The organism is Kutzneria viridogrisea DSM 43870, assembly GCF_000525635.1.
In the GTDB taxonomy this organism is placed as follows: Bacteria; Actinomycetota; Actinomycetes; order Mycobacteriales; family Pseudonocardiaceae; genus Kutzneria; species Kutzneria viridogrisea.
Window position 1 is genome coordinate 1,172,322 of the sequence record NZ_CP007155.1, and the last position, 19,971, is coordinate 1,192,292.

The 19,971-nt window shown below is 69.3% G+C and carries 19 protein-coding genes and 1 other RNA gene; 11 read left to right on the plus strand and 9 right to left on the minus strand.

The window, feature by feature from the left end; translation table 11 throughout:
• Positions 1–7 precede the first annotated feature (7 nt).
• The 5 genes from KALB_RS05505 to KALB_RS05525 all read right to left on the minus strand — a co-directional run bounded on the left by KALB_RS05505 (position 8) and on the right by KALB_RS05525 (position 7,592).
• Positions 8–1,696: an ABC transporter family substrate-binding protein gene (locus tag KALB_RS05505; protein ID WP_025354725.1), complete on the minus strand. Its 1,689-nt coding sequence runs from the start codon at positions 1,694–1,696 to the stop codon at positions 8–10.
• An 80-nt stretch (positions 1,697–1,776) separates the two neighbouring features.
• Positions 1,777–3,468: an ABC transporter family substrate-binding protein gene (locus tag KALB_RS05510; protein ID WP_030108059.1), complete on the minus strand. Its 1,692-nt coding sequence runs from the start codon at positions 3,466–3,468 to the stop codon at positions 1,777–1,779.
• A gap of 50 nt (positions 3,469–3,518) precedes the next feature.
• Entirely contained in the window at positions 3,519–5,663 is a 2,145-nt protein-coding gene (locus KALB_RS05515) for an ABC transporter ATP-binding protein (protein ID WP_025354727.1), read from the minus strand.
• Complete coding sequence (locus KALB_RS05520) at positions 5,660–6,601, minus strand: ABC transporter permease (RefSeq protein WP_025354728.1); 942 nt, start codon at positions 6,599–6,601, stop codon at positions 5,660–5,662. Before KALB_RS05520 ends, KALB_RS05515 begins: the two co-directional genes overlap by 4 nt.
• A 13-nt stretch (positions 6,602–6,614) precedes the next feature.
• Positions 6,615–7,592, minus strand: a complete 978-nt coding sequence (locus KALB_RS05525; RefSeq protein WP_025354729.1) for an ABC transporter permease — start codon at positions 7,590–7,592, stop codon at positions 6,615–6,617.
• Between the two features lie 253 nt (positions 7,593–7,845).
• Between KALB_RS05525 and KALB_RS05530 the strand changes: the two genes are divergently transcribed.
• The 8 genes from KALB_RS05530 to ssrA all read left to right on the plus strand — a co-directional run bounded on the left by KALB_RS05530 (position 7,846) and on the right by ssrA (position 14,534).
• The gene (locus tag KALB_RS05530) at positions 7,846–8,346 is read left to right on the plus strand and encodes a PadR family transcriptional regulator (RefSeq protein ID WP_025354730.1); all 501 of its coding nucleotides are present in this window, start codon (positions 7,846–7,848) and stop codon (positions 8,344–8,346) included.
• A gap of 68 nt (positions 8,347–8,414) precedes the next feature.
• Positions 8,415–9,515: a peptide chain release factor 2 gene (gene prfB / locus KALB_RS05535; RefSeq protein ID WP_025354731.1), complete on the plus strand. Its 1,101-nt coding sequence runs from the start codon at positions 8,415–8,417 to the stop codon at positions 9,513–9,515.
• A gap of 503 nt (positions 9,516–10,018) precedes the next feature.
• Positions 10,019–10,708, plus strand: a complete 690-nt coding sequence (ftsE, locus tag KALB_RS05540) for a cell division ATP-binding protein FtsE (RefSeq protein WP_025354732.1) — start codon at positions 10,019–10,021, stop codon at positions 10,706–10,708.
• Positions 10,709–10,777: 69 nt separating this feature from the next.
• Positions 10,778–11,680 carry a permease-like cell division protein FtsX gene (gene ftsX, locus KALB_RS05545; RefSeq protein ID WP_025354733.1) on the plus strand — a complete coding sequence of 301 codons (903 nt, stop codon included), beginning with the start codon at positions 10,778–10,780 and terminating at the stop codon, positions 11,678–11,680.
• Positions 11,681–11,711: 31 nt separating this feature from the next.
• Positions 11,712–12,191 (plus strand): SsrA-binding protein SmpB, encoded by a 480-nt coding sequence (gene smpB, locus KALB_RS05550; RefSeq protein ID WP_025354734.1) that lies wholly within the window; start codon positions 11,712–11,714, stop codon positions 12,189–12,191.
• Positions 12,191–13,081 carry an amidohydrolase family protein gene (locus tag KALB_RS05555; RefSeq protein ID WP_025354735.1) on the plus strand — a complete coding sequence of 297 codons (891 nt, stop codon included), beginning with the start codon at positions 12,191–12,193 and terminating at the stop codon, positions 13,079–13,081. The genes smpB and KALB_RS05555 overlap by 1 nt, the downstream gene beginning before the upstream one ends.
• Before the next feature lie 157 nt (positions 13,082–13,238).
• On the plus strand, positions 13,239–14,102 hold the full coding sequence (locus tag KALB_RS05560; RefSeq protein WP_201771881.1) for an EamA family transporter: 864 nt from the start codon (positions 13,239–13,241) through the stop codon (positions 14,100–14,102).
• Between the two features lie 57 nt (positions 14,103–14,159).
• Positions 14,160–14,534: a transfer-messenger RNA gene (ssrA, locus tag KALB_RS44785) on the plus strand.
• Between the two features lie 193 nt (positions 14,535–14,727).
• Here ssrA and KALB_RS05565 read toward each other — a convergent pair.
• Positions 14,728–15,015, minus strand: coding sequence for a winged helix-turn-helix transcriptional regulator (locus KALB_RS05565; protein WP_042221695.1), 288 nt, complete (start codon positions 15,013–15,015; stop codon positions 14,728–14,730).
• Between the two features lie 170 nt (positions 15,016–15,185).
• Between KALB_RS05565 and KALB_RS05570 the strand changes: the two genes are divergently transcribed.
• A complete protein-coding gene (locus KALB_RS05570; RefSeq protein ID WP_236650179.1) occupies positions 15,186–16,055 on the plus strand; it encodes an NAD(P)-dependent oxidoreductase in 870 nt (289 codons plus the stop codon).
• An 8-nt stretch (positions 16,056–16,063) separates the two neighbouring features.
• Positions 16,064–16,813, plus strand: a complete 750-nt coding sequence (locus tag KALB_RS05575; RefSeq protein ID WP_201771882.1) for an SDR family oxidoreductase — start codon at positions 16,064–16,066, stop codon at positions 16,811–16,813.
• Positions 16,814–16,846: 33 nt separating this feature from the next.
• Here the strand turns inward: KALB_RS05575 and KALB_RS05580 are convergent, their stop codons facing one another.
• Entirely contained in the window at positions 16,847–17,698 is an 852-nt protein-coding gene (locus KALB_RS05580; RefSeq protein WP_025354740.1) for an NAD-dependent epimerase/dehydratase family protein, read from the minus strand.
• A gap of 55 nt (positions 17,699–17,753) precedes the next feature.
• Complete coding sequence (locus KALB_RS05585; protein ID WP_025354741.1) at positions 17,754–18,485, minus strand: IclR family transcriptional regulator; 732 nt, start codon at positions 18,483–18,485, stop codon at positions 17,754–17,756.
• Between the two features lie 68 nt (positions 18,486–18,553).
• Between KALB_RS05585 and KALB_RS05590 the strand changes: the two genes are divergently transcribed.
• Complete coding sequence (locus KALB_RS05590) at positions 18,554–19,192, plus strand: nuclear transport factor 2 family protein (protein WP_025354742.1); 639 nt, start codon at positions 18,554–18,556, stop codon at positions 19,190–19,192.
• Positions 19,193–19,196: 4 nt separating this feature from the next.
• Here the strand turns inward: KALB_RS05590 and KALB_RS05595 are convergent, their stop codons facing one another.
• The gene (locus tag KALB_RS05595; RefSeq protein WP_201771883.1) at positions 19,197–19,967 is read right to left on the minus strand and encodes an AraC family transcriptional regulator; all 771 of its coding nucleotides are present in this window, start codon (positions 19,965–19,967) and stop codon (positions 19,197–19,199) included.
• Positions 19,968–19,971 lie beyond the last annotated feature (4 nt).

Here is a 19,971-nt window from a genome sequence, read left to right on the forward strand (position 1 = left end):
ACCTCCACTACTTGAGAAACCCGATGCTGGTGTAGTCGATGGGGAACTGCGCGAAGCCGAACGCGCCGAAGTTGGCCACCGATGCCCGTACCGCCACCGCTCCCGGCAGCTGGTAGAGGGTCACCTCCCCGCCGATGGCCCACAACTTGCAGTCGATGTGCTGGGCCAGCTCGATGCGCTTGGCCTCGTCCAGCTCGCCCAGCGCGCTGTCGTACAGGTCGTTGATCTCCTTGCTGCCGACTCGCCCGTAGTTCTGCTGGAGGTCCTTGGGATCGTTCAGGTTCAGCCGGTACTCGCCCGCGTTGGAGCTGAGCGGGTAGGGGGTCTGCAACCAGCGGAACGCGGTCAGGTCGAAGTTGCCCACGTTGAGGTACCTGGCCCCGAACTCGCCCGTCGGCACGGTGCGCACGACCACCTTCACGCCGACCGTGGCCAACTGCTGCTGCACCAGCGTGGCGATGTCCCGGCTGGACGGGGTCCCGGACGGGACCACGAAGTCCAGCACCAACGGCTTGCCGTCCTTGGTGCGCTGGTCCCCGGTGGGGGTCCAGCCCGCGGCCTCCAGGTCCCTGCGGGCCTGCTCCGGGTCGAACGGGACCTGCCCGGAGTGGTCGGCGTAGTTGGTGCTGCCCTGCGGGAACAGGTGGTTGCCCGCGGGCTTGACCTCCGGGCTGAGCTGGCCGGTCTCGGCCTTGGTGATCGCCGCGCGGTCCACCGCCTTGAGCACCGCCAGCCGGACCCGCTGGTCGGACAGCGGTCTGCCGGGCGCCGCGTTGGTGGTCAGGTGGTAGGTGTCCGGGGTCAGCGCCTGGCGCAGCACGACCCCGGGGATGGAACGCGCCCGCTGGACCAGGTCCACCGAGCCGTTGGTGTCGTAGAAGTCGATGGCCCCGCTGGCCAGCGCGTCGGCCCTGGCCGCGCGGTCCACCACCTTGAACAGGATCGAGGCCAGGTGCGCCTCACGGCCCCACCAGTGCTCGTCACGCACCAGGCGCGCGGTGCGTGCCGTGCCGTCCACGGTGTCCAGCCGGAACGGGCCCGCGCTGATCGGCGCCCCGTTCAGCCAGCCCTTGTTGAACGTGCCTGGGTCGGCGTTGAGCTCCTTGGGGTAGAGCGGGGCGAACAGGCCACGCCACTCGGCGAAGCGCGAGCTGAAGGTGACCCGCACCGAGTGGTCCTCGGTGCCCGGCTCGACCTTGCTGATCCGGTCGTAGCCCACCGTGCTGCCCACCAGGTAGCCCGGGGCCCGCCCGCTCAGCGCGCGGGCCTGCGCCTGGAAGTCCTGCCAGCTCAGCTCGCGGCCGTTGGACCAGCGCGCCTTGGGGTTGATCCGGTACACCACGACCTGCGGGTCGGCCGCGACCACCTCGGCCGAGACCAGGTAGTCCCGGTTGAGCGTCACGGTGCCGTCCGCGTTGCCGCTGAACAGGGTCGGCTCCAGGGCGTTGACGATCGAGTAGGTGTCCAGCGAGCTGCCGTCCACCTGGTTGTAGTTCCAGTTGTCCGGCATGGCGTCCAGCGGCCACTGGAACTGCCCGTCCTCGGCGATCAGGTCAGACTGGGTGCGGTTGATGTCGTTCTGGCCGATCACCTGCTGGTTCGGGTCGCGCAACCGCGTCTGCGGACCACCGGCGCAACCGGTCAGCCCCAGCGCGCAGACCAGCACAGCAGCCACCGCCGCCCGTCCTCGTGACACGTGTTCGTCCTCCCCGACTCGCCCAGCGGGCCCGGCGGCAGGTCACCGGGCCCGACGAGGGTGTCACAATCGAGTTCGGCTCACTTCAGGAACCCGATGGAGGCGTAGTCGATGGGGTACTGCGCGAAGCCCGGCGCCCCGAAGTTGGCCAGGGTGTTCTTGACCACGTAGGCCCCGGGCACCTGGTAGATCGGCAGGATGTGCCCGCTCTTCCAGATCTCGGTGTCGGCCTGCTGCACCAGGTCGGCGCGCTTGGTGTCGTCGACCTCCTTGGCCGCGGCGTCCAGCAGCTTGTTGATGGCCTCGTTGCCGATGTGCGCGTAGTTCTGCTGGGTGCTGTTCGCGTCCAGGTAGTAGGCGCTCTTGCTGGTGCTGACCGGCTGGGGCTGCAGGTTCTGGTTGTAGAAGGCCAGGTCGAACGCGCCGGGCACGACGTAGTTCTTGAACAGCTCGGCCGCGGGCACGCTGTTGATCTTGGTGTTCACCCCGATGGTCTTCAGCTGCTGCTGCACCAGGTTGGACAGCGAGGTGCTGATCGGGTTGGCCGCGTCGATCACCATGGTGATCGCCAGCTCCTTGCCGTCCTTGGCGCGGAACTGGCCGTTCTGCTTCCAGCCCAGCTCGTCCAGCTTCTTCTTGGACGCCTCCACGTCGAACTTCACCGGCGCCGAGTTGTCCTTGTAGTCCTTGGTGCCCTGCATGAAGAAGTGGTTGCCCAGCGCGGTCGGGTTGGGCAGGATCGGGCCCAGCATGCCGGTGGCGATGGACTTGGTGTCCACACCCTGCTCGATGGCCACCCGCAGGTCCTGGTCATGCAGGATCGAGCTGGGCGCACCGGAGAAGTCCAGCAGGTTGTAGCTGGCCTCCAGGGCCTGGCGCATCTTGGTGTTCGGGATGGCCTGGCCCCGCTTGAACAGGTCCACGCTGGAGCCGACCCGGTAGAAGTCGACGGCCCCGCTGGACAGGGCGTCGGCCAGGGTCGGCCGGGAGACCACCTTGAACACGATGGAATCCAGGTGCGCCGGGGTGCCCCACCAGTTCGGGTCCCGCACCTCGGTGACCGTCTTGCCGGTCAGGTCCACCTTGCCCACCTTGAACGCGCTCGCGGTGATCGGCGCGTTCTCCGCCCAGCCCTTGTTGAAGGTCTCGGCGTCGGAGTTGAGCTCCTTGGGGTACAGCGGGGAGAACAGGCTCTTCCACTCACCGAAGGGGGTGGCGAAGGTGACCTTCGCTTCCTTGTCGTCGGCGCCCTTCTCCACCTTGGCGATGTTCTCGTAGCCGGTGGTGGTGGACACCAGGTAGGCGGTGTTCTTGCCGTTCAGCGCGGTGGCCTGGGCCTGCACGTCCTCCCAGGTGATCGGCCTGCCGTTGTTCCACTTCGCCTTGGGGTTGATCTTGTAGTCGATCACCAGCGGGTCGGTGGAGACCACCTCGGCCGAGGTCAGGTAGTTCGTGTCCAGCTCGAGGCTGTTGTCCGCCTTGGCCTTGAAGAAGTACGGCATCAACGCGTTGACCACGTAGAAGCCCGACAGCGTCGCGCCGTCGCTCTGGTTCTCGTTCCAGTTGTCGGGCAGCGCGTCCAGCGGCCACTGCAGCGTGCCGCCGTCCTTGATGTCGCTGGCCGGGTGCGGGTTGATGTCGTTCTTGCCCGTGGCCAGCTGGTCGCTGGTCTGTAGGCCCCCAGCGCCGTTGCCGCCACCGGAGCAGGCCGACAGCACGAGTGCTGCCGCCGCGACCGGGACGAGAACTGACGCCCACTTGCCTCGACTCACTGCGGAAATCCCTCCCTGATCACCGGTCACGGCGGTGCGACCGGAGCTGTTCACACGACCTGCTTGCTGCGCGCGAAGTGGCAGGCCACCTCGTGGTCCTGCCCGTGCCCGACCCGCTCGGGCTGCTCGCCGACGCAGCGGGCCCGGTCGGACTCGGGCAGCGTGGTGTGCAGGAAGCAGCGGGTGCGGAACCGGCACCCCGACGGCGGGTCCGCCGGGCTGGGCAGGTCGCCGGACAGGATGATGCGCTCCCGCTGGCGCTCCTTGACCGGGTCGGGCAGCGGGATCGCCGAGAGCAGGGCCTGCGTGTACGGGTGCAGCGGGTTGCCGAACACCGTGTCCACCGTGCCGATCTCCACGATGCGGCCGAGGTACATCACCGCCACCCGGTCGGCGATGTGCCGCACCACCGACAGGTCGTGCGCCACGAACAGGTAGGACAGCCCCAGTTCTACCTTGAGCTGGTCCAACAGGTTGATAACGCCGGCCTGGATCGACACGTCCAGGGCGGACACCGGTTCGTCGAGCACCAGCAGCTTGGGTTCCAGCGCGAGCGCGCGGGCGATGCCGATGCGCTGGCGCTGGCCGCCGGAGAACTCGGCGGGGTAGCGGTCGGCGTGCTCGGCGCGCAGGCCGACCAGGTCGAGCAGTTGCGGGATCCGCTTGCGGATGTGCTCGGCATCCAGGCCGTGCACCTGCATCGGCTCGGCGAGCACGTCCCCGATGGGCATCCTCGGGTCCAGCGAGGCCATCGGGTCCTGGAAGACCACCTGCATGTCGCGGCGGACCGCCCTGCGCGCCTTCTTGTCCAAAGTGGACACGTCGCGGCCGAGTACCTCGATCGCCCCACCCGAGGGCGGGGTGAGCCCGAGCACCTCCATCAGCGTGGTCGTCTTGCCGCAGCCCGACTCGCCCACCAGGCCCAGGGTCTCGCCCTCGCGGATCTCGAAGGACACGCCGTCCACCGCGTGCACGGTGCCCACCCTGCGCTTGAACACCGTGCCCTTGTTCAGCGGGTAGTGCTTCACCAGCTCGTCCACCCGCAGCACGGTCGGCCGCTGCTCGCGCGGTGCCAGGTCGCGGGCCTGCGCCTGCACCACCTCGGCCCCGAAGACCTCCACCGCGGCCTCGATCGCCGCGGCGTTGCTGGCGTCCACGCCCTCGATCTCCTCGGCGGCCGCCTCGGTCGCGGCCAGCTCCGCGGTCCGCACGCAGGCGGCGTGGTGCTCGCCGGCACTGTCCACAGCGGACAGTTCGGGTTCGGCCTCCAGGCAGGCGTCCACGGCCATCGGGCAGCGCGGGGCGAACGGGCAGCCCTCGGGCAGGTCCACCAGCGAGGGCGGCTGGCCGTTGATCGGCACCAGCGGCAGCTTCTCGGTGGCGTCCAGCCGGGGCAGGGAACCCAGCAGCCCCAGGGTGTAGGGCATCCTCGGCTGCTGGTAGACCTCGGCCACCTGGCCGGTCTCCACCGCCCGCCCGGCGTACATCACCATCAGCCGGTCGGCGAAACCGGCCACCACGCCCAGGTCGTGCGTGATGATCACGATGCCCGCGCCGGTGACCTCCTGCGCCGTCTTGAGCACCTCGAGCACCTGCGCCTGCACGGTGACGTCCAGTGCGGTGGTCGGCTCGTCGGCGATGATCAGGTCGGGGTCGTTGGCGATGGCCATGGCGATCACCGCGCGCTGGCGCATGCCGCCGGAGAACTCGTGCGGGAACGCCTTGGCCCGCTGCGCCGCGTGGGGGATGCCGACCAGGTCGAGCAGTTCCACCGCGCGGTTGGCGGCGGCCTGCCGGGAGATCCTGCCCTTGCCGTGCACCAGCAGCGCCTCGGCGATCTGGTCGCCCACGGTGTAGACGGGGGTCAGCGCGGACAGCGGGTCCTGGAACACCATGGCCACGCGGCGCCCGCGGATCTTGGCCAGTTGCACGTCGGACAGGCCAAGCAGCTGCTGGCCCTGGAACCGGATCGAGCCGGTGATCCGCGCCTGCGGCGGCAGCAGGCCCATGACGGCCAGCGAGGACACCGACTTGCCCGAGCCGGACTCGCCCGCGATGCCCAGCACCTCGCCCCGGCCGACCCGGTAGCTCAGCCCGCGCACGGCCTGCACCGTGCCCGCCTCGCTGGGGAAGGACACGGCCAGGTCGGTGACCTCCAGGACCGGGGTGTCGTTCTCGGTGACCGGCCCGCTCATGCCGCGGCCTCCTTCTTTCGCTTCACGCGCCTGCGCGCCTTGGTGGAGGACGGGTCCAGGGCGTCGCGCAGCCCGTCACCGACCACGGCCACCGACAGGGAGATGAGGATCAGCATGATCGCCGGGGCGTAGAACAGCCACGGGAAGGTCAGCACCGAGTTGCTGCCGGTCTGGATCAGCGTGCCCAGCGAGATGTCCGGGGGCTGCACGCCGAAGCCGAAGTAGCTCAGGCCGGTCTCCTGCAACACGGCGCTGCCCACGTTGATCGTGGCGTCCACGATCAGCAGCGAGGCCATGTTGGGCAGGATGTGCTTGAAGATGATCCGCCACGAGGACTGGCCCATGAACCGGGCGGCGCTGACGTACTCGCGGGTCTTGAGCGTGAGCGTCATGCCGCGCACGATCCGAGCGGTGATCATCCACTGGAACAGCACCAGCAGCACCACGAAGATCAGCCAGCTGGCCCCCTTGAACAGCGGGCTGGAGATGGAGATGATCAAGAACGAGGGCAGCACCAGCAGCAGGTCCACCAGCCACATCAGCGCGCGGTCGGTGAACCCGCCGAAGAAGCCCGCCGCGGCACCGACCACGGCCGACAGCAGTGTCGAGATCACCCCGACGAGCAGGCCGATCGTCAGCGACTTCTGCATGCCGCGCATGGTGGCCACGAACATGTCGGTGCCGATGTTGTCGGTGCCGAACCAGTGCGTGACCGTGGGCGGGTCGTAGGTCAGGTTGGTGTCGTGGAACTCGTAGCTGAACGGGGAGAACAGCGGGTAGCTGAAGGCCAGCACGTACAGCAGCACCAGCACCGCCAGCCCGGCCACCGACCACCTGTTGCGCAGGAACCTGCGCAGGGTCAGCCTGCTCCGCTTGACCGGGCGGCGCGCGGGAGCCTCCGCCACGGCCTGGTCGGCCTTGTTGTCGAGCACAGTCATCGCCGTTGTCCCCCTACACCCTGATCCGCGGGTCGAGCAGCGCGTACAACACGTCGGAGAGCCAGCCCGAGACCAGCACGCACACCGCGACGAACAGGGTCACCGTGGCCGTGATGTTGGTGTCCTGGTCGTTGATGCCCTGGATCAGCCACTGGCCCATACCCTGCCAGTTGAAGATGCTCTCGGTGAACACACCGCCCACGATCACCAGGCCGAAGCCGAAGGCGAACAGCGTGGCCATCGGGATCAGCGCGGTGCGCAGGCCGTGCTTGAAGAACGCCCTGCGGCGGGTCAGCCCCTTGGCCTGGGCGGTCCGCAGGAAGTCACTGCCCAGCACGTCGAGCATGGCGCTGCGCTGGTACCGGCTGTAATAAGCGATCTGAATCAGGGCGATGGTCACCGTTGGCACGATCAGGTAGCGCAGCCGCTCGCCGAATCCCTCCAACCAGCCCAGTTGGCTCAGGTCGTTCGGGCCCTCACCGGTGAACTGCAACCACTCCGAGCCGGTCGCGGTGTTGATGCTCTGCGCCACCTGTTTGACCAGTGGTCCCAACACGAACACCGGCGTCGCCAATACCACGTAGGAGAAGAACGTGGCGGCGTAATCGGTGAACTTGTACTGCCGCACCGCACTGGCCACCCCGACCAGCACGCCGAGCAGGATGCCCACCGTGACGCCGAGCAGGAACAACCGCAGGCTCACCCCGGCACGCCTGCCCAGTTCCTCGGTGATGGCGTGGTCCGTGGTGGTCTGCCCGAAGTCCCCGCGCAGCACTCCTTCGCCCCAGGTCAGGAAGCGCTGGGGGATCGGCTGATCCAGGTGCAGCTGCACGCGCTTGGCCTCGATGGTCGCCGCGGGTGGCGGCGGGTTGTGCTGCCTGAGCAGGCTCAACGGGTCGAAGGCGATCGAGGACAGCGTGAAGGACAGGAACGTCGCCACCACGCAGAGCACCAGGTAGTTGAGCAGGCGACGGATCAGGAAACCGAGCATCGGTTCATCGCCTCCGGTGGGCGGCGGCGAACGCTGCTGGGTTGGCGGTGGTCAGTGCGGTCACGCGGGCATTCTGGGGGCTGCGTGCGGTGCGCGCCATCCTCCGCAGGTCGGGTCCTTGGGCCAAACGGGTAACGGCACAACCGCGCACTGGTCCGGATGGCTCAACCACAAGCCGTATCGCGATCAGCCACAGTGGACTGAACGGCAGACCATTGTGGACAGCCGCGCGCTCGCGTGGCACCGTGGAGGTGTGTCAGAACTGAACGCAACTGCCGCCGCACTGCTCGGGTTGCTCCACGAAGGCCCCAAGACCGGCGGCCAACTGGTCGCCGCTGCCGGTGAGCGCTTCGGCGCGTTCTTCAGCGTGACCCGCAGCCAGGTGTACCGCGAACTGCCCGCGCTGGCCGAGGCAGGACTGTTGAAGCTGGGCAAGCAGGGACCGCGCTCCAGCCAGCAGTACCTGATCACGGCCAACGGCAAGAAGGTCTTCAAGGCGTGGCTGACCACCGAGCCGGGCCCCGACCACCTGCGCAGCCCGCTGATCCTGCGACTGGTGCACGCCAGCTCGCTGACGGCCAAGCAGCGCCAGCAGCTGGTCGACTCGGCGAAGGGCGTCTACGGCGCCGAGCAGGAGACGCACAAGCTCGCCGTCAAGGCCGCTGAGGACCCCTACGCCAAAGCGGTGGCCGAGTTCGCGCTGGCTCACGCCAAGGCCGTGCTCAAGCTGCTGGACAGCATCCCCACCAGCTGAGGTGCTCTCCGGTACCGTCGGGCCAACCGCCCGGCGGTACCGGCGCGCCCTGACGTAGGCTTTTCTTCGTGAACCCGGACGTCGAAGCCGACCTCAAGGAACTCTCCGCCACGCTGGCCAACGTCGAGGCGGTGATGGACCTCGACAAGCTGCGTGCCGACATCGGGGCGCTGGAGGCCGAGGCGGCCCGTCCGGACCTGTGGGACGACGCCGAGAACGCGCAGAAGGTCACCAGCCAGCTCTCGCACAAGCAGGGCGAGCTGCGCAGGGTCGGCGGTCTGCGGCAGCGCCTCGACGACGTGGCCGTGCTCTACGAACTGGCCGAGGACGCCGAGGACGCGGACAGCGCCGCCGAGGCCGACGCGGAGCGGGCCAAGCTGCGCGAGGACATCTCCTCGCTGGAGGTCCGCACCCTGCTGTCCGGGGAGTACGACGAGCGCCAGGCGCTGGTCACCATCCGGTCGGAGGCCGGTGGCGTGGACGCCGCCGACTTCGCCGAGATGCTGATGCGCATGTACCTGCGCTGGGCCGAGCGGCACTCGTACCCCACCGAGGTCTACGACACCTCCTACGCCGAAGAGGCGGGCATCAAGTCGGCGACCTTCCAGGTCAAGGCCCCCTACGCCTACGGCACGCTGTCCGTGGAGCAGGGCACGCACCGGCTGGTGCGCATCTCCCCGTTCGACAACCAGGGCCGCCGGCAGACCTCCTTCGCCGGGGTCGAGGTGGTGCCCGTGGTGGAGCAGACCGACCACGTGGACATCGACGAGAAGGACCTGCGGGTGGACGTGTACCGCTCCTCGGGTCCCGGTGGCCAGGGCGTGAACACCACCGACTCCGCCGTGCGGCTGACCCACATCCCGACCGGCATCGTGGTCTCCTGCCAGAACGAGCGTTCCCAGCTGCAGAACAAGGCCTCGGCCATGGCCGTGTTGCAGGCCAAGCTGCTGGAGAAGCGCCGCCAGGAGGAGCAGGCCAAGATCAACGCCCTGAAGGGCGACGGCGGCTCCAGCTGGGGCAACCAGATGCGCTCCTACGTGCTGCACCCGTACCAGATGGTCAAGGACCTGCGCACCGAGCACGAGGTGGGCAACCCCTCGTCGGTGCTGGACGGGGACATCGACGGCTTCCTGGAGGCGGGGATCAGGTGGCGGAGGCAGGGGAACTGAGCCCGCTGCGCCCGTCGGTGACCGGGACTCGCGCGCCCCAGGCCGGGACTCGCGCATGAACCGGCGAGTCCTGCTCTCCGGTACGCGAGTCCCGCGCACAGGAGGGCGAGTCCCGTTTGCGGGGTTGCTCGGGTCGCCCGCTGGACTGATGCGGGCTCTCCCGAGCGGGCGTGGGTGTCGGTCCTGACGGCTGTGCCCGCTTCGCTCTCTGCGATCCTCCGGATCGCGGCGTCTTCGCTTGGGTCCGGTCTCTTCCCTTGTCCGAAGATGATCACTGGAAAGATGTGATCATCTTCGGCCTGCGGTCCAGAGACCGGCGCGAAGACGCGGGCCCGGGGGTTGGGACCTGTTTGCTCCGGTTGAGTACGGGGTGCGGCCGATCGGTCACCGAGCTGCGCGGATTGCCACCCAATGTGAGTTCCGTGTGAGGTCAAGCTGAGAAAATGTCACTCGGACGGGGCTAGATGTCGACCTGGTAACGGTCGCGGGTAAGCTCGCCGATCGTGATCCGGCTCGAACACGTCACCAAGGTCTACAAGACCTCGACCAGGCCCGCTCTCGACAACGTGTCGGTGGAGATGGGCAAGGGCGAGTTCGTGTTCCTCATCGGGCCGTCCGGCTCGGGGAAGTCGACCTTCCTCCGACTGCTGTTGCGCGAAGAGGTGCCCAGCAAGGGGCGCGTCTACGTGTCCAACTTCGACGTGGCCAAGATGGCCCGCCGCCGGGTGCCCCGGCTGCGGCAGTCCATTGGCTGCGTCTTCCAGGACTTCCGCCTGCTGGCCACCAAGACGGTGGCCGAGAACGTCGCCTTCGCCCTGGAGGTGATCGGCAAGCCCCGGCACACCATCGTCAAGGTGGTGCCCGAGGTGCTCCAGCTGGTCGGCCTGGACGGCAAGGCCGACCGCATGCCCAACGAGCTCTCCGGCGGTGAGCAGCAGCGCGTCGCCATCGCGCGGGCCTTCGTCAACCGGCCGCTGGTGCTGCTGGCCGACGAGCCCACCGGAAACCTCGACCCCGACACCAGCCAGGACATCATGCTGCTGCTGGAGCGGATCAACCGCACCGGCACCACCGTGCTGATGGCCACCCACGACCACTCGATCGTCGACTCCATGCGGCGCAGGGTGGTGGAGCTCGACCACGGCAAGGTCATCCGTGACGACGCCAGGGGCGTCTACGGAGTCGGCCGCTAGCTCCGCGACAGTGCCCGCCCCCGTCCGGGCACTCCCACACCCCCCGAGCCCCGAGGAACCCCAAGTCCGATGCGTGCCAGTTTCGTCTTCAGCGAAGTGATCACCGGTCTGCGCAGGAACATCACGATGACCGTCGCGATGATCCTGACCACCGCGATCTCGCTCGGCCTGCTCGGCGGCGGGCTCCTGGTCGTCCGCATGATCGACAAGATGCAGTTGGTCTACTCGGACAAGGTGCAGGTCGTGGTCAGCCTGACCGACGACATCAGCGCCAACGACAAGAGCTGCTCCTCCGCGCTGTGCACCAAGCTGCTGCACGACCTGCAGGGTGCCGCCAACGTGGAGGGCGTCACCTTCGAGAACCGCGACCACACCTTCGAGCGGTTCAAGCAGCTGTTCGCGGCCAACCCCGAGCTGGTCAAGCTGACCAGGCCCGAGTCGCTGCCCGCCTCGCTGCAGGTCAAGCTGGTGGACTCCAGCAAGTCCGACGCGCTGGTCAAGGCGTTCAGCAACCAGCCGGGCGTGAAGAACGTCAACGACCAGAACGCCTTCCTGCAGAAGATCTTCAGCGCGCTGGGGCAGTTCCGGTTCATCGTGTTCGGCATCGCGGTGGCGGTGGCGGTCGCGGCGGTGCTGCTGATCTTCAACACGATCCAGCTGTCCGCCTTCACCCGCCGCACGGAGGTGGGCATCATGCGGCTGGTGGGCGCCACCCGGTGGTACACGCAGCTGCCGTTCCTCATCGAGGCGGTGGTGGCGGGCATCATCGGCTCGCTGCTGGGCATCATCCTGCTCGCGGTGCTCAAGGTGACCCTGTTCGACCAGGTGCTCGGCGGGCTGGCCTCCTCCAGCGTGCTGCCCAGGCTGGACATGCTCGACGTGGTCGCGATCTCCCCGGTGCTGGTGCTGGTGGCCGCGGTCATCTCGGCGATCACCGGCTACGTCACGCTGCGCCTGTACGTCAGGCTCTAATCCGCTGGTCACCGGGACGTAAACTGGTCACATGCCCAAAGAACGCGGCAACAAGGTGATCGCGTCGAACCGCAAGGCGCGACACGATTACGCCATCATGGACACCTACGAGTGCGGTGTCGTGCTGATGGGTACCGAGGTCAAGAGCCTTCGTGCGGGGCGAGCGTCCCTAGTGGACGCCTTCGCCACCGTGGACGACGGCGAGATCTGGCTGCGCGGGCTGCACATCGCCGAGTACGAGATGGGCACGTGGACCAACCACGAGCCGCGGCGTAACCGCAAGCTGCTGCTGCACAAGGGCGAGATCCTCAAGCTGATCGGCAAGACCAAGGAGTCCGGGCTGAGCCTGGTCCCGCTGTCCATGTACTTCAAGGACGGCAAGGTCAAGGTGGAACTGGCGCTGGCCAAGGGCAAGAAGGCCTACGACAAGCGGCAGGACCTGGCCAAGCGGGACGCCCAGCGTGAGGTCTCCCGCGCGGTCGGCCGGTGGAACAAGGGGCGCAGGGACTAGTGCCCGGCAGCGATGCCGAGCTGGCGCGGTGGGTGCGCTCGCTCGGCCTGCCCGGGCTGGTCGACCTGCACCTGCACTTCATGCCGCAGTCCGTGCTGGACAAGGTGTGGCACTACTTCGACCAGGCCGCCCAGCACTACGGCACCGAGTGGCCCATCCAGTACCGGCTGCCCGAGCAGCGTCGCGTCGAGGTGCTCGGCGAGCTGGGCGTGATCCGCTACGCCCCGCTGGTGTACGCGCACAAGCCGGGCATGGCCCAGTGGCTCACCGAGTGGGCGCTGGACTTCGGCGCGCGCACTCCCGGCGCCGTGCCGACCGCCACCGTCTTCCCCGAACCGGGCGCCGCCGACTACCTCGGCGCCGCACTGGAAGCCGGCGCCCGCTGCGTGAAGCTGCACGTGCAGGTCGGCGGCTTCGACCCCCGTGACGAGCTGCTCGACCCCGCCTGGGGGCTGATCGCCGAGGCCGGAGTGCCCGCCGTGGTCCACTGCGGACACGGGCCCGCGCGCGGCAAGTACACCGGGCTGGACCTGTTCGAGCAGGTGCTGCGCAGGCACCCCCGGCTGACCGCCGTGCTCGCCCACGCGGGCATGCCCGACTACGAGACCGCCGTGCGGCTGGCGCTGCGCCACGAGCGCGTGCACCTGGACACCACCATGGTCGGCACCGGGTTCAGCGAGGACATCGCCCCGCTGCCCGCCGACTGGCCCGCGCTGCTGGTCGAGCTGGGCGACCGGATCGTGCTCGGCAGCGACTTCCCGAACATCCCCTACGAGTACGCCCACCAGGTGCAGGCCATCGCGGGCTGGGCCGCCGCCGACGACCGGCTGGGCGAGCCCTTCCTGCGCCGGGTGCTGCACGACACCCCGTTGAGGCTGCTCGGCGGCTGAACCGCGTGCCGTGAAGGTGGCTTTCACTGCACTCAGCGCAGTGAAAGCCACCTTCACGGCGTTTTGCTCGCACATGTGAGCCGATTCACCTGCCGTGGATCGTCCGGATCCTGGTCGTGATTTCCGTCGATCATGCGCCGTCAGGGACAATTCCCAGGTGAGTTGGCTGGTGCTGTCCCTGATCGCGGCCTTGGGCTACGGCCTGAGCGACTTCGTCGGTGGGCTCGCCGCACGCCGTGTGCACGTGCTGCGCGTGGTGCTGCTCAGCTACCCGGTCGGGCTGGCCGGGCTGCTCCTCATCGCCCCGCTCGCCGGCGGCTCGCTCAGTACCCAGAGCACGCTGCTCGCCCTGGCGGGCGGCGTCGCCAACGGGCTGGCCATCATCTGGTTCTACGGGGCGCTGGCCTCCGGTCCGATGAACGTGGTGTCCCCGCTGACCGCCCTGCTCGTCGCCGGGCTGCCGCTGCTGTACGGGCTGGTCACCGGCGAGCAACTGGGCCCGGTGGCCATCGGTGGCGCGGTGCTCGCCGTGATCGCCGTGGTGCTGGTCAGCCGCGAGGAGCGCTCCGCGGTGGACGAGGGCGCCCCGGTGCGGTTCACCGCGAAGGTCGGCTGGCTCACCGTGGGTTCCGGTGCCGCGTTCGCCGTCTACTTCGTGCTGCTGGACAAGATCGACCACAGCTCTGGCCTGTGGCCGCTGGTGGTGGCCAGGTCCTCGGCCACCGTGCTGGTGCTCGTCTCCGCGCTGGTCGCCAGGCAACTGCGGCTCCCCCAGCGCCCCGAGTTGCTGCTCGCGGGCTCCGCGGGCCTGCTCGACGTGCTGTGCAACACCTCGTTCCTGTTCGCGCTGCGCTCCGGCATGCTCTCGGTCGTCAGCGTGCTGACCTCGCTCTACCCCGCCGCGACCGTGCTGATGGCCCGCATCGTGCTCGGCGAGCGCACCGGCCGCGTGCAGCGCGTCGGCCTCGTGCTGGCCGCCGTGTCCGTCACGCTCATCGCCACCGGTTCCTCGGCAGCGTGAACCCGGATGATCCGCGGGGCTCGAGGCGTTATCCTGTAGGAGACGATCCACCAACTAGGGGGTGAACGGTTTCGACTCTGGACGTTGAGTCAGGGGAAGCGTGTAGGTGCAGGCGAGAGACCACCTTCAAGCGTCATCGCAAACCAATAAGCGCCAAGACGAACAGTCAGCGCGACTTCGCCCTCGCTGCCTAAGCAGCCAGTGCGAGTCTGTCGGCCTGGGACCGCCTCCGACCCAGTGTCCGGCATCAGCTAGGAGGCTAAACCGCTAGTCCCGGTCGCGGGGGCTGGCGGGACATCCACAGCGACTGGGCCCGTCACACCGTCTCGTCCGCGTGAACGGTGGGGCCGAGCAGAGGCACAGCGGACTGCACACGGAGAAGCCCTGGTGAGGCGACAGAGGACCCGGGTTCGATTCCCGGCACCTCCACTCGCGGGTGAGCGGGGTGTGTTCGCGGAGAGCGCGAACACACCCCGCTCGTCGTTTGTTGAGGGGGGCGACCCCCCTCGCCCCCCGTGGTGGGGCCAGCCGGGGGTGAGTTGCGCCGAGCCCCCAGACCCCCACGCCGGGGCGCTGCCCCGGACTCCGTTCGTGACGGCTTGCCTGCGGAAGCAAACGTTTGCGTTCAGGCGCGGACCTCGGCGATGCGGTCCATGTGCTGGGTGCCCCAGGCGCCGAGGGGGCGCAGGGCCTCGTGCAGGGACAGGCCGAACTCGCTGAGCGAGTACTCGACGCGGGGCACGGTCTCGTCGAACGCCTCGCGGCGGACGATCTGGTCGGCCGCCATCTCGCGCAGGTGCTGGGTGAGCACCTTCTCGCTGATGCCAGGCAGCAGGCGGCGCAGCTCGCCGAACCGGCGCGGCTGGTCGTGCATCGCCCACAGCAGCAGCACCTTCCACTTGCCGCCGATCATGTCCACCGCAGCGTCGAGACCGCACACGTATGGCCTGCTCACCGTGCCCCCACTGACTTCCAGGTGCGTACCCACTTCGAAGTGCGTACTTGATCAAGTTCTGTCCCCGGACCGAGCATTGTGCCCGGCATGCCGAGGCCGATCTCGTTCGATGGTAGGGGAAATCACTGATGGACAAGCGGGAGCGCGTGACGGTCCTGGGCCTGGGCAGGATGGGCGCGGCGCTGGCCGGGGCCCTGCTCGCGGCTGGGCACCCGACGACGGTGTGGAACAGGTCGGCGGCCAAGGCCGGGGACCTGGTGGCGCGCGGCGCGGTGCTGGCGGGCACGGCGGCCGAGGCGGTGCGGGCCAGCGAGGTGGTGGTGGTCTGCGTGACCGACTACGACGTGGCCGGTGACCTGCTGGGGCCGCTGGCCGGGGAGCTGGCGGGCCGCGCACTGATCAACCTCACCTCCGGCTCGCCGGAGCAGGCCAGGCGCAGCGCGGACTGGGCCGCCGAACACGGCATCGACTACCTGGACGGCACGATCATGGCGGTGCCGCAGGGCATCGGCCAACCGGGTTCGGTGCTGCTGCTCTCCGGATCGGCAGAGGTCCACAGTGGACGCAAGGCGCTGATCGAGCTGTGGGGCGATGGCGACTACCTCGGCGCCGACGCGGGACTGTCCGCGCTGTACGACCTGGCGCTGCTGGGTGTCATGTGGTCGACGATCGCGTCGTTCCTGCACGGGGCCGCACTGCTGGGTACCGAGGACGTGACGGCACAGCAGTTCCTGCCGAAGGTCGAGCGCTGGCTGGGCGCGGTGGCCAGCTTCCTGCCGGGGATCGCGGCGCAGGCCGACAGCGGGGACTACGCCACGGACGTGTCCGGGCTGGACATCAACGTGGCCGGGCTCGACCTGCTCGCGCGGGTCAGCCGGGCTCAGGGCATCGGCACCGACGTGCCCGCCGCGCTGCACGAGCTGTACGCGCGGCGGCTGGCCCAGGGCAGCGCGAACGACGGCCTGGCCAGCTTGATCGACACGATTCGCAGGGGATGAGGACGAGCATGTACGAGGGCAGGAAGGCCGTGGTGACCGGCGGTACCCACGGCATGGGCATGGCGATGGTCCGCGCGCTGCTCGACAGTGGAGCGCAGGTGCTGCTCACCGGCCACAGTGAGGCCAACCTGGCGGCGGCTCGGCAGTCGGTGGGCGACCGGGCGCACGTGGTGCGGTCCGACGTCACCGACCTGGCCGAGGTCCAGGCGCTGGGTGATGTGGTCCAGGAGCGGTTCGGGCAGGTGGACGCGGTGTTCGTCAACGCCGGTCACGCGGTGCTGGAGCCAGTGGAGCTGGTCAGCGAGCAGAGCTTCGACCGGATCTTCGCGGTGAACGCCAAGGGCGCGTACTTCACCGCGCAGCGGCTCGCCCCGCTGGTGCGCGACGGCGGCTCGCTGGTGTTCACCACGGTCACCGACACCAGGGCGGTGCCGGGCATGAGCGTCTACCTGGGCGCCAAGGCCGCGGTGCGCAGCTTCGCCAAGGGCTTCGCCGCCGAGTTGCTGCCGAGGCGGATCAGGGTGAACTCGGTGGGCCCCGGCTACATCGACACGCCGACCATGGGTGTGTCCGGGGTGTCCGCCGAGGAGCTGGCCGCCTTCGCCGAGGAGGGCAGTCAGGTCACGCCGCTGGGCCGGATCGGCACGGCCGAGGAGGTCGCCGCGGCCGCGCTGTTCCTGGCCTTCCAGGCGGGCTTCACCACCGGGGCCGAGCTCACCGTGGACGGCGGCCTGGCCTCAGTGTCCGCCGCGCACTGATCCCGGGCCGTATCCAGCGCAGTACTCGGCGTCTTACTGCCCCGCTGGCGATTCCGCGAACCCCGTGCGCCAGGACTCGTGGCGCGGAGACCAGCCGAAGTGCTTGCACGCCAAGCTGTTGTCCGCGCCACGAGCCCACGCCGACCGCTCACCGACCGGGCTGGGCGGAGGCTCGGGTGCGTGCACGGCCCGGCAGAACACGGGGACCCACTCGCGGCCGGGCGCGGGCTCGTCATCGGCGATGTTGAGCGTGGCGGGGTCCCAGTCCAGCGCGGACACGGCGGCTCGTGCCGCGTCGTCCACGTGTACGAAGCTGGTGACGTCATCGTTGGGCCGCAAGCGATCCGCGTACGCCCCGCCAGCGGTGAACCAGGTCCCGGGCCCGTACAACAGGCCGTAGCGGAGCAGCACGTGCCCGGGGACCTCGCGCACGGCGGACTCCAGCGCGGCCACGCCCAGCACCGTCGTGCGGCGTGGCTCGTCGGCGTCCAGATCGAGCGATTCCTCTTCTGTGGCGGGGAGTTCGCCGCCGACGTACGCCCAGGCGATGCTCTGCGCGACGATCCGCTGGACGTCGGCGGCCAGTGCGGCGTCAACCAGGTTGCGGGTGCCCATCTCGCGCAGTTCCGCGTTGCGCCGGAGATCGCCGCCGCTGAGGTCGGTGAGCTGGTGCACCACGGCGTCGGGGCGGGCGTCACGGGTGAGCGCGATCACCGAATCGCGCTCGAAGACGTTGGCCACCAACGGGTTCGCGCCGAGTTTGCGCAGCACGGCGGAACTGGCCGGTCGACGGGTGAGCGCGGTGACCTGGTGCCCGTCGCGGACGAGCAGGGGGATCAGGCGGCGGCCGAGCACGCCGGTCGCCCCGGCCAACAGGATGTGCATGCACCGAGGCTAGGTCGTGGCCGGACCGGGGGAGTGGACCAGCGCTGGCCCGTTTTCATGGACCAGCGAGGCTGCGCGAGATGCCCGCCGCGGCCGTGCGCACGGCGATCCCGAGCCGGTCGAGGTCCACAGTGGAGTGAGCGACGATCGACACCGAGGCGATCACCTCCCCGCTCGGGTGCACCACGGGTGCGGCCACCGAGCCCGCGCCCAGCGACATTTCCTGCTGGGAGAAGGCCATGCCCTGCTCGCGCACCTCGGCCAGCGCCCTGGCGAGCCTGCCGGGCTGCGCGATCGTGTGCCGGGTGAGCCGGGGCAGCCCGGCCTCGACCAGTGCGGCCAGCAGTTCCGGTGGGGCGTGTGCGAGCAGCACCTTGCCGACCCCGGTGGCGTGCAGGGGGAGCCGCCCGCCGACGCGGGTCCTGGTGGCCACCGAGCGCAGGTTGTTGATCTTCTCTATGCACAGGGCGGCGCGCTCGTCCAGCACGGCGAGCTGGATGTTCTCGTGCGTGGCCTGGTACAGGTCCTGCATGTACGGCAGGGCCAGCTCGCGCAGGTCCCGGTAGACCGGGGACAGCGCGCCGAGTTTCCACAGTCGGAAGCCGATCCGGTACCGGCCGTCCGGCAGCCGGTCCAGACCACCCCAGGCGGTCAGTTCGCGCACGTAGCGCCAGGCCGTGGGCATGGGCAGCCCGGTGCGGGCCACGATCTCGGTCAGCGAGAGCGGGGGCGTGTCCGCCTCGAAGCAGTCGAGCACGCCGAACAGCCGCCGGGCCAGGTTGGTCACCTACTCATTTTCACCTGGTGAAAGTGAACTGTCGACAGGCTGCGGCCCGCGGCAGCACCCTCGGTGGCATGAACTCCACCTTCGCACTGACGATCCTGGACGAGTTGCTGATCAGCGACGTGGTCGAGAAGTGGGCGCTGTACCGCGACGCGGGTGACTGGGAGCGGTTCCGCCGCGTGTGGCACGAGGACGGTTACATGAGCGCCACCTGGTTCCAGGGCCCGGCCGAGGAGTTCGTCGAGGCCAGCCGCCGCGGCATGGCGCAGGGCGTGAGCATCCTGCACTTCCTGGGCGGCACCGCGGTCGAGGCCGTCGGTGACCGGGCCGTCGCGCAGACCAAGATGACCATCAGCCAGCGGGACACCGTGCACGGGGTGCTCGTGGATGTGCTGTGCACCGGGCGGTTCTACGACTTCTTCGCCAAGCGCGAGGGCCAGTGGCGCATCGTGCGCCGTCAGCCGATCTACGAGAAGGACCGGATGGACCCCGTGCGCCCCGGCACCGTCCCGGACCTGGACGAGGCGGTGCTGGCCAGCTTCCCCGAGGGCTACCGGCACCTGGGCTACCTGCAGACCGCCGCCGGGTTCGAGGTCCGGGACGGGCTGCCTGGTCTGCGCGGGGAGGCCGTCGAGCGGCTGTACCGCGAGGGGCGCGACTGGCTCGCCGGGTCACGGCTGCCCGGGGCGGTACCGCGCATCGCTGACTGAATTCTCAGTCAGCGGCAGGGTAGCGCCGCGCGTACTGGGCCGGGGTCTCGCCGACCAGGTCGGCGAAGTCGCGGCTGAAGTGCGCCTGGTCGGCATAACCGAGCTCGGCGGCCAGCGCGGCCCAGTCCACCGAACGGCCCGAGGCGAGCCGCTCGGTCACCTCGTGCAGGCGGTAGCGGCGGATCACCCACTTCGGGCCGACCCCGACGTGCTCGGCGAACAGCCGCTGCAACTGCCGCACGCCCAATCCCGTGCGGGCGGCCAGCTCGTCCACCCTGGTGATCGACGGTTCGGCTGCCACCAGCGCGACGATCTCCTTCGCCTGCAAGGAAACTGGGTCGGGCGCGGGCAGCCATTCGCGCAGGAACCGTTGCACCGTAGCGACCTGCTCGGCTTCCTCGCCCTGGGGTACTGGCAGATCCCGGCCGAAGACCTCGTCCGCGCGCCGCACGCGGTTGGTGATCGTCGACAGCGGGGCGCGGAGCACCGGCTGGAAGCAGCCGGGGTGGAACGCCACGCCGAACACCCGGCCCAGTCCGGACAACTCGCGCACGACGTGACCGCGTGCGACCCCGTGCACCTCGGCGCGGCCCTCGCGGAAGGTCAGGTGCACGTTCGGGTAGGGCACGATCAGCTGCCGGTACGGGGCCTGGCCGCGCAGGTCCCAACTGGCCAGCCAGAAGCGGGCCACGAACGGGGCCAGGTCGGCGGGCGGCAGGTGGTGGGAGTGCTGCTGGAAATCCACCCACCTGCCACGCAGTCCGCGTTCGTCCACATGC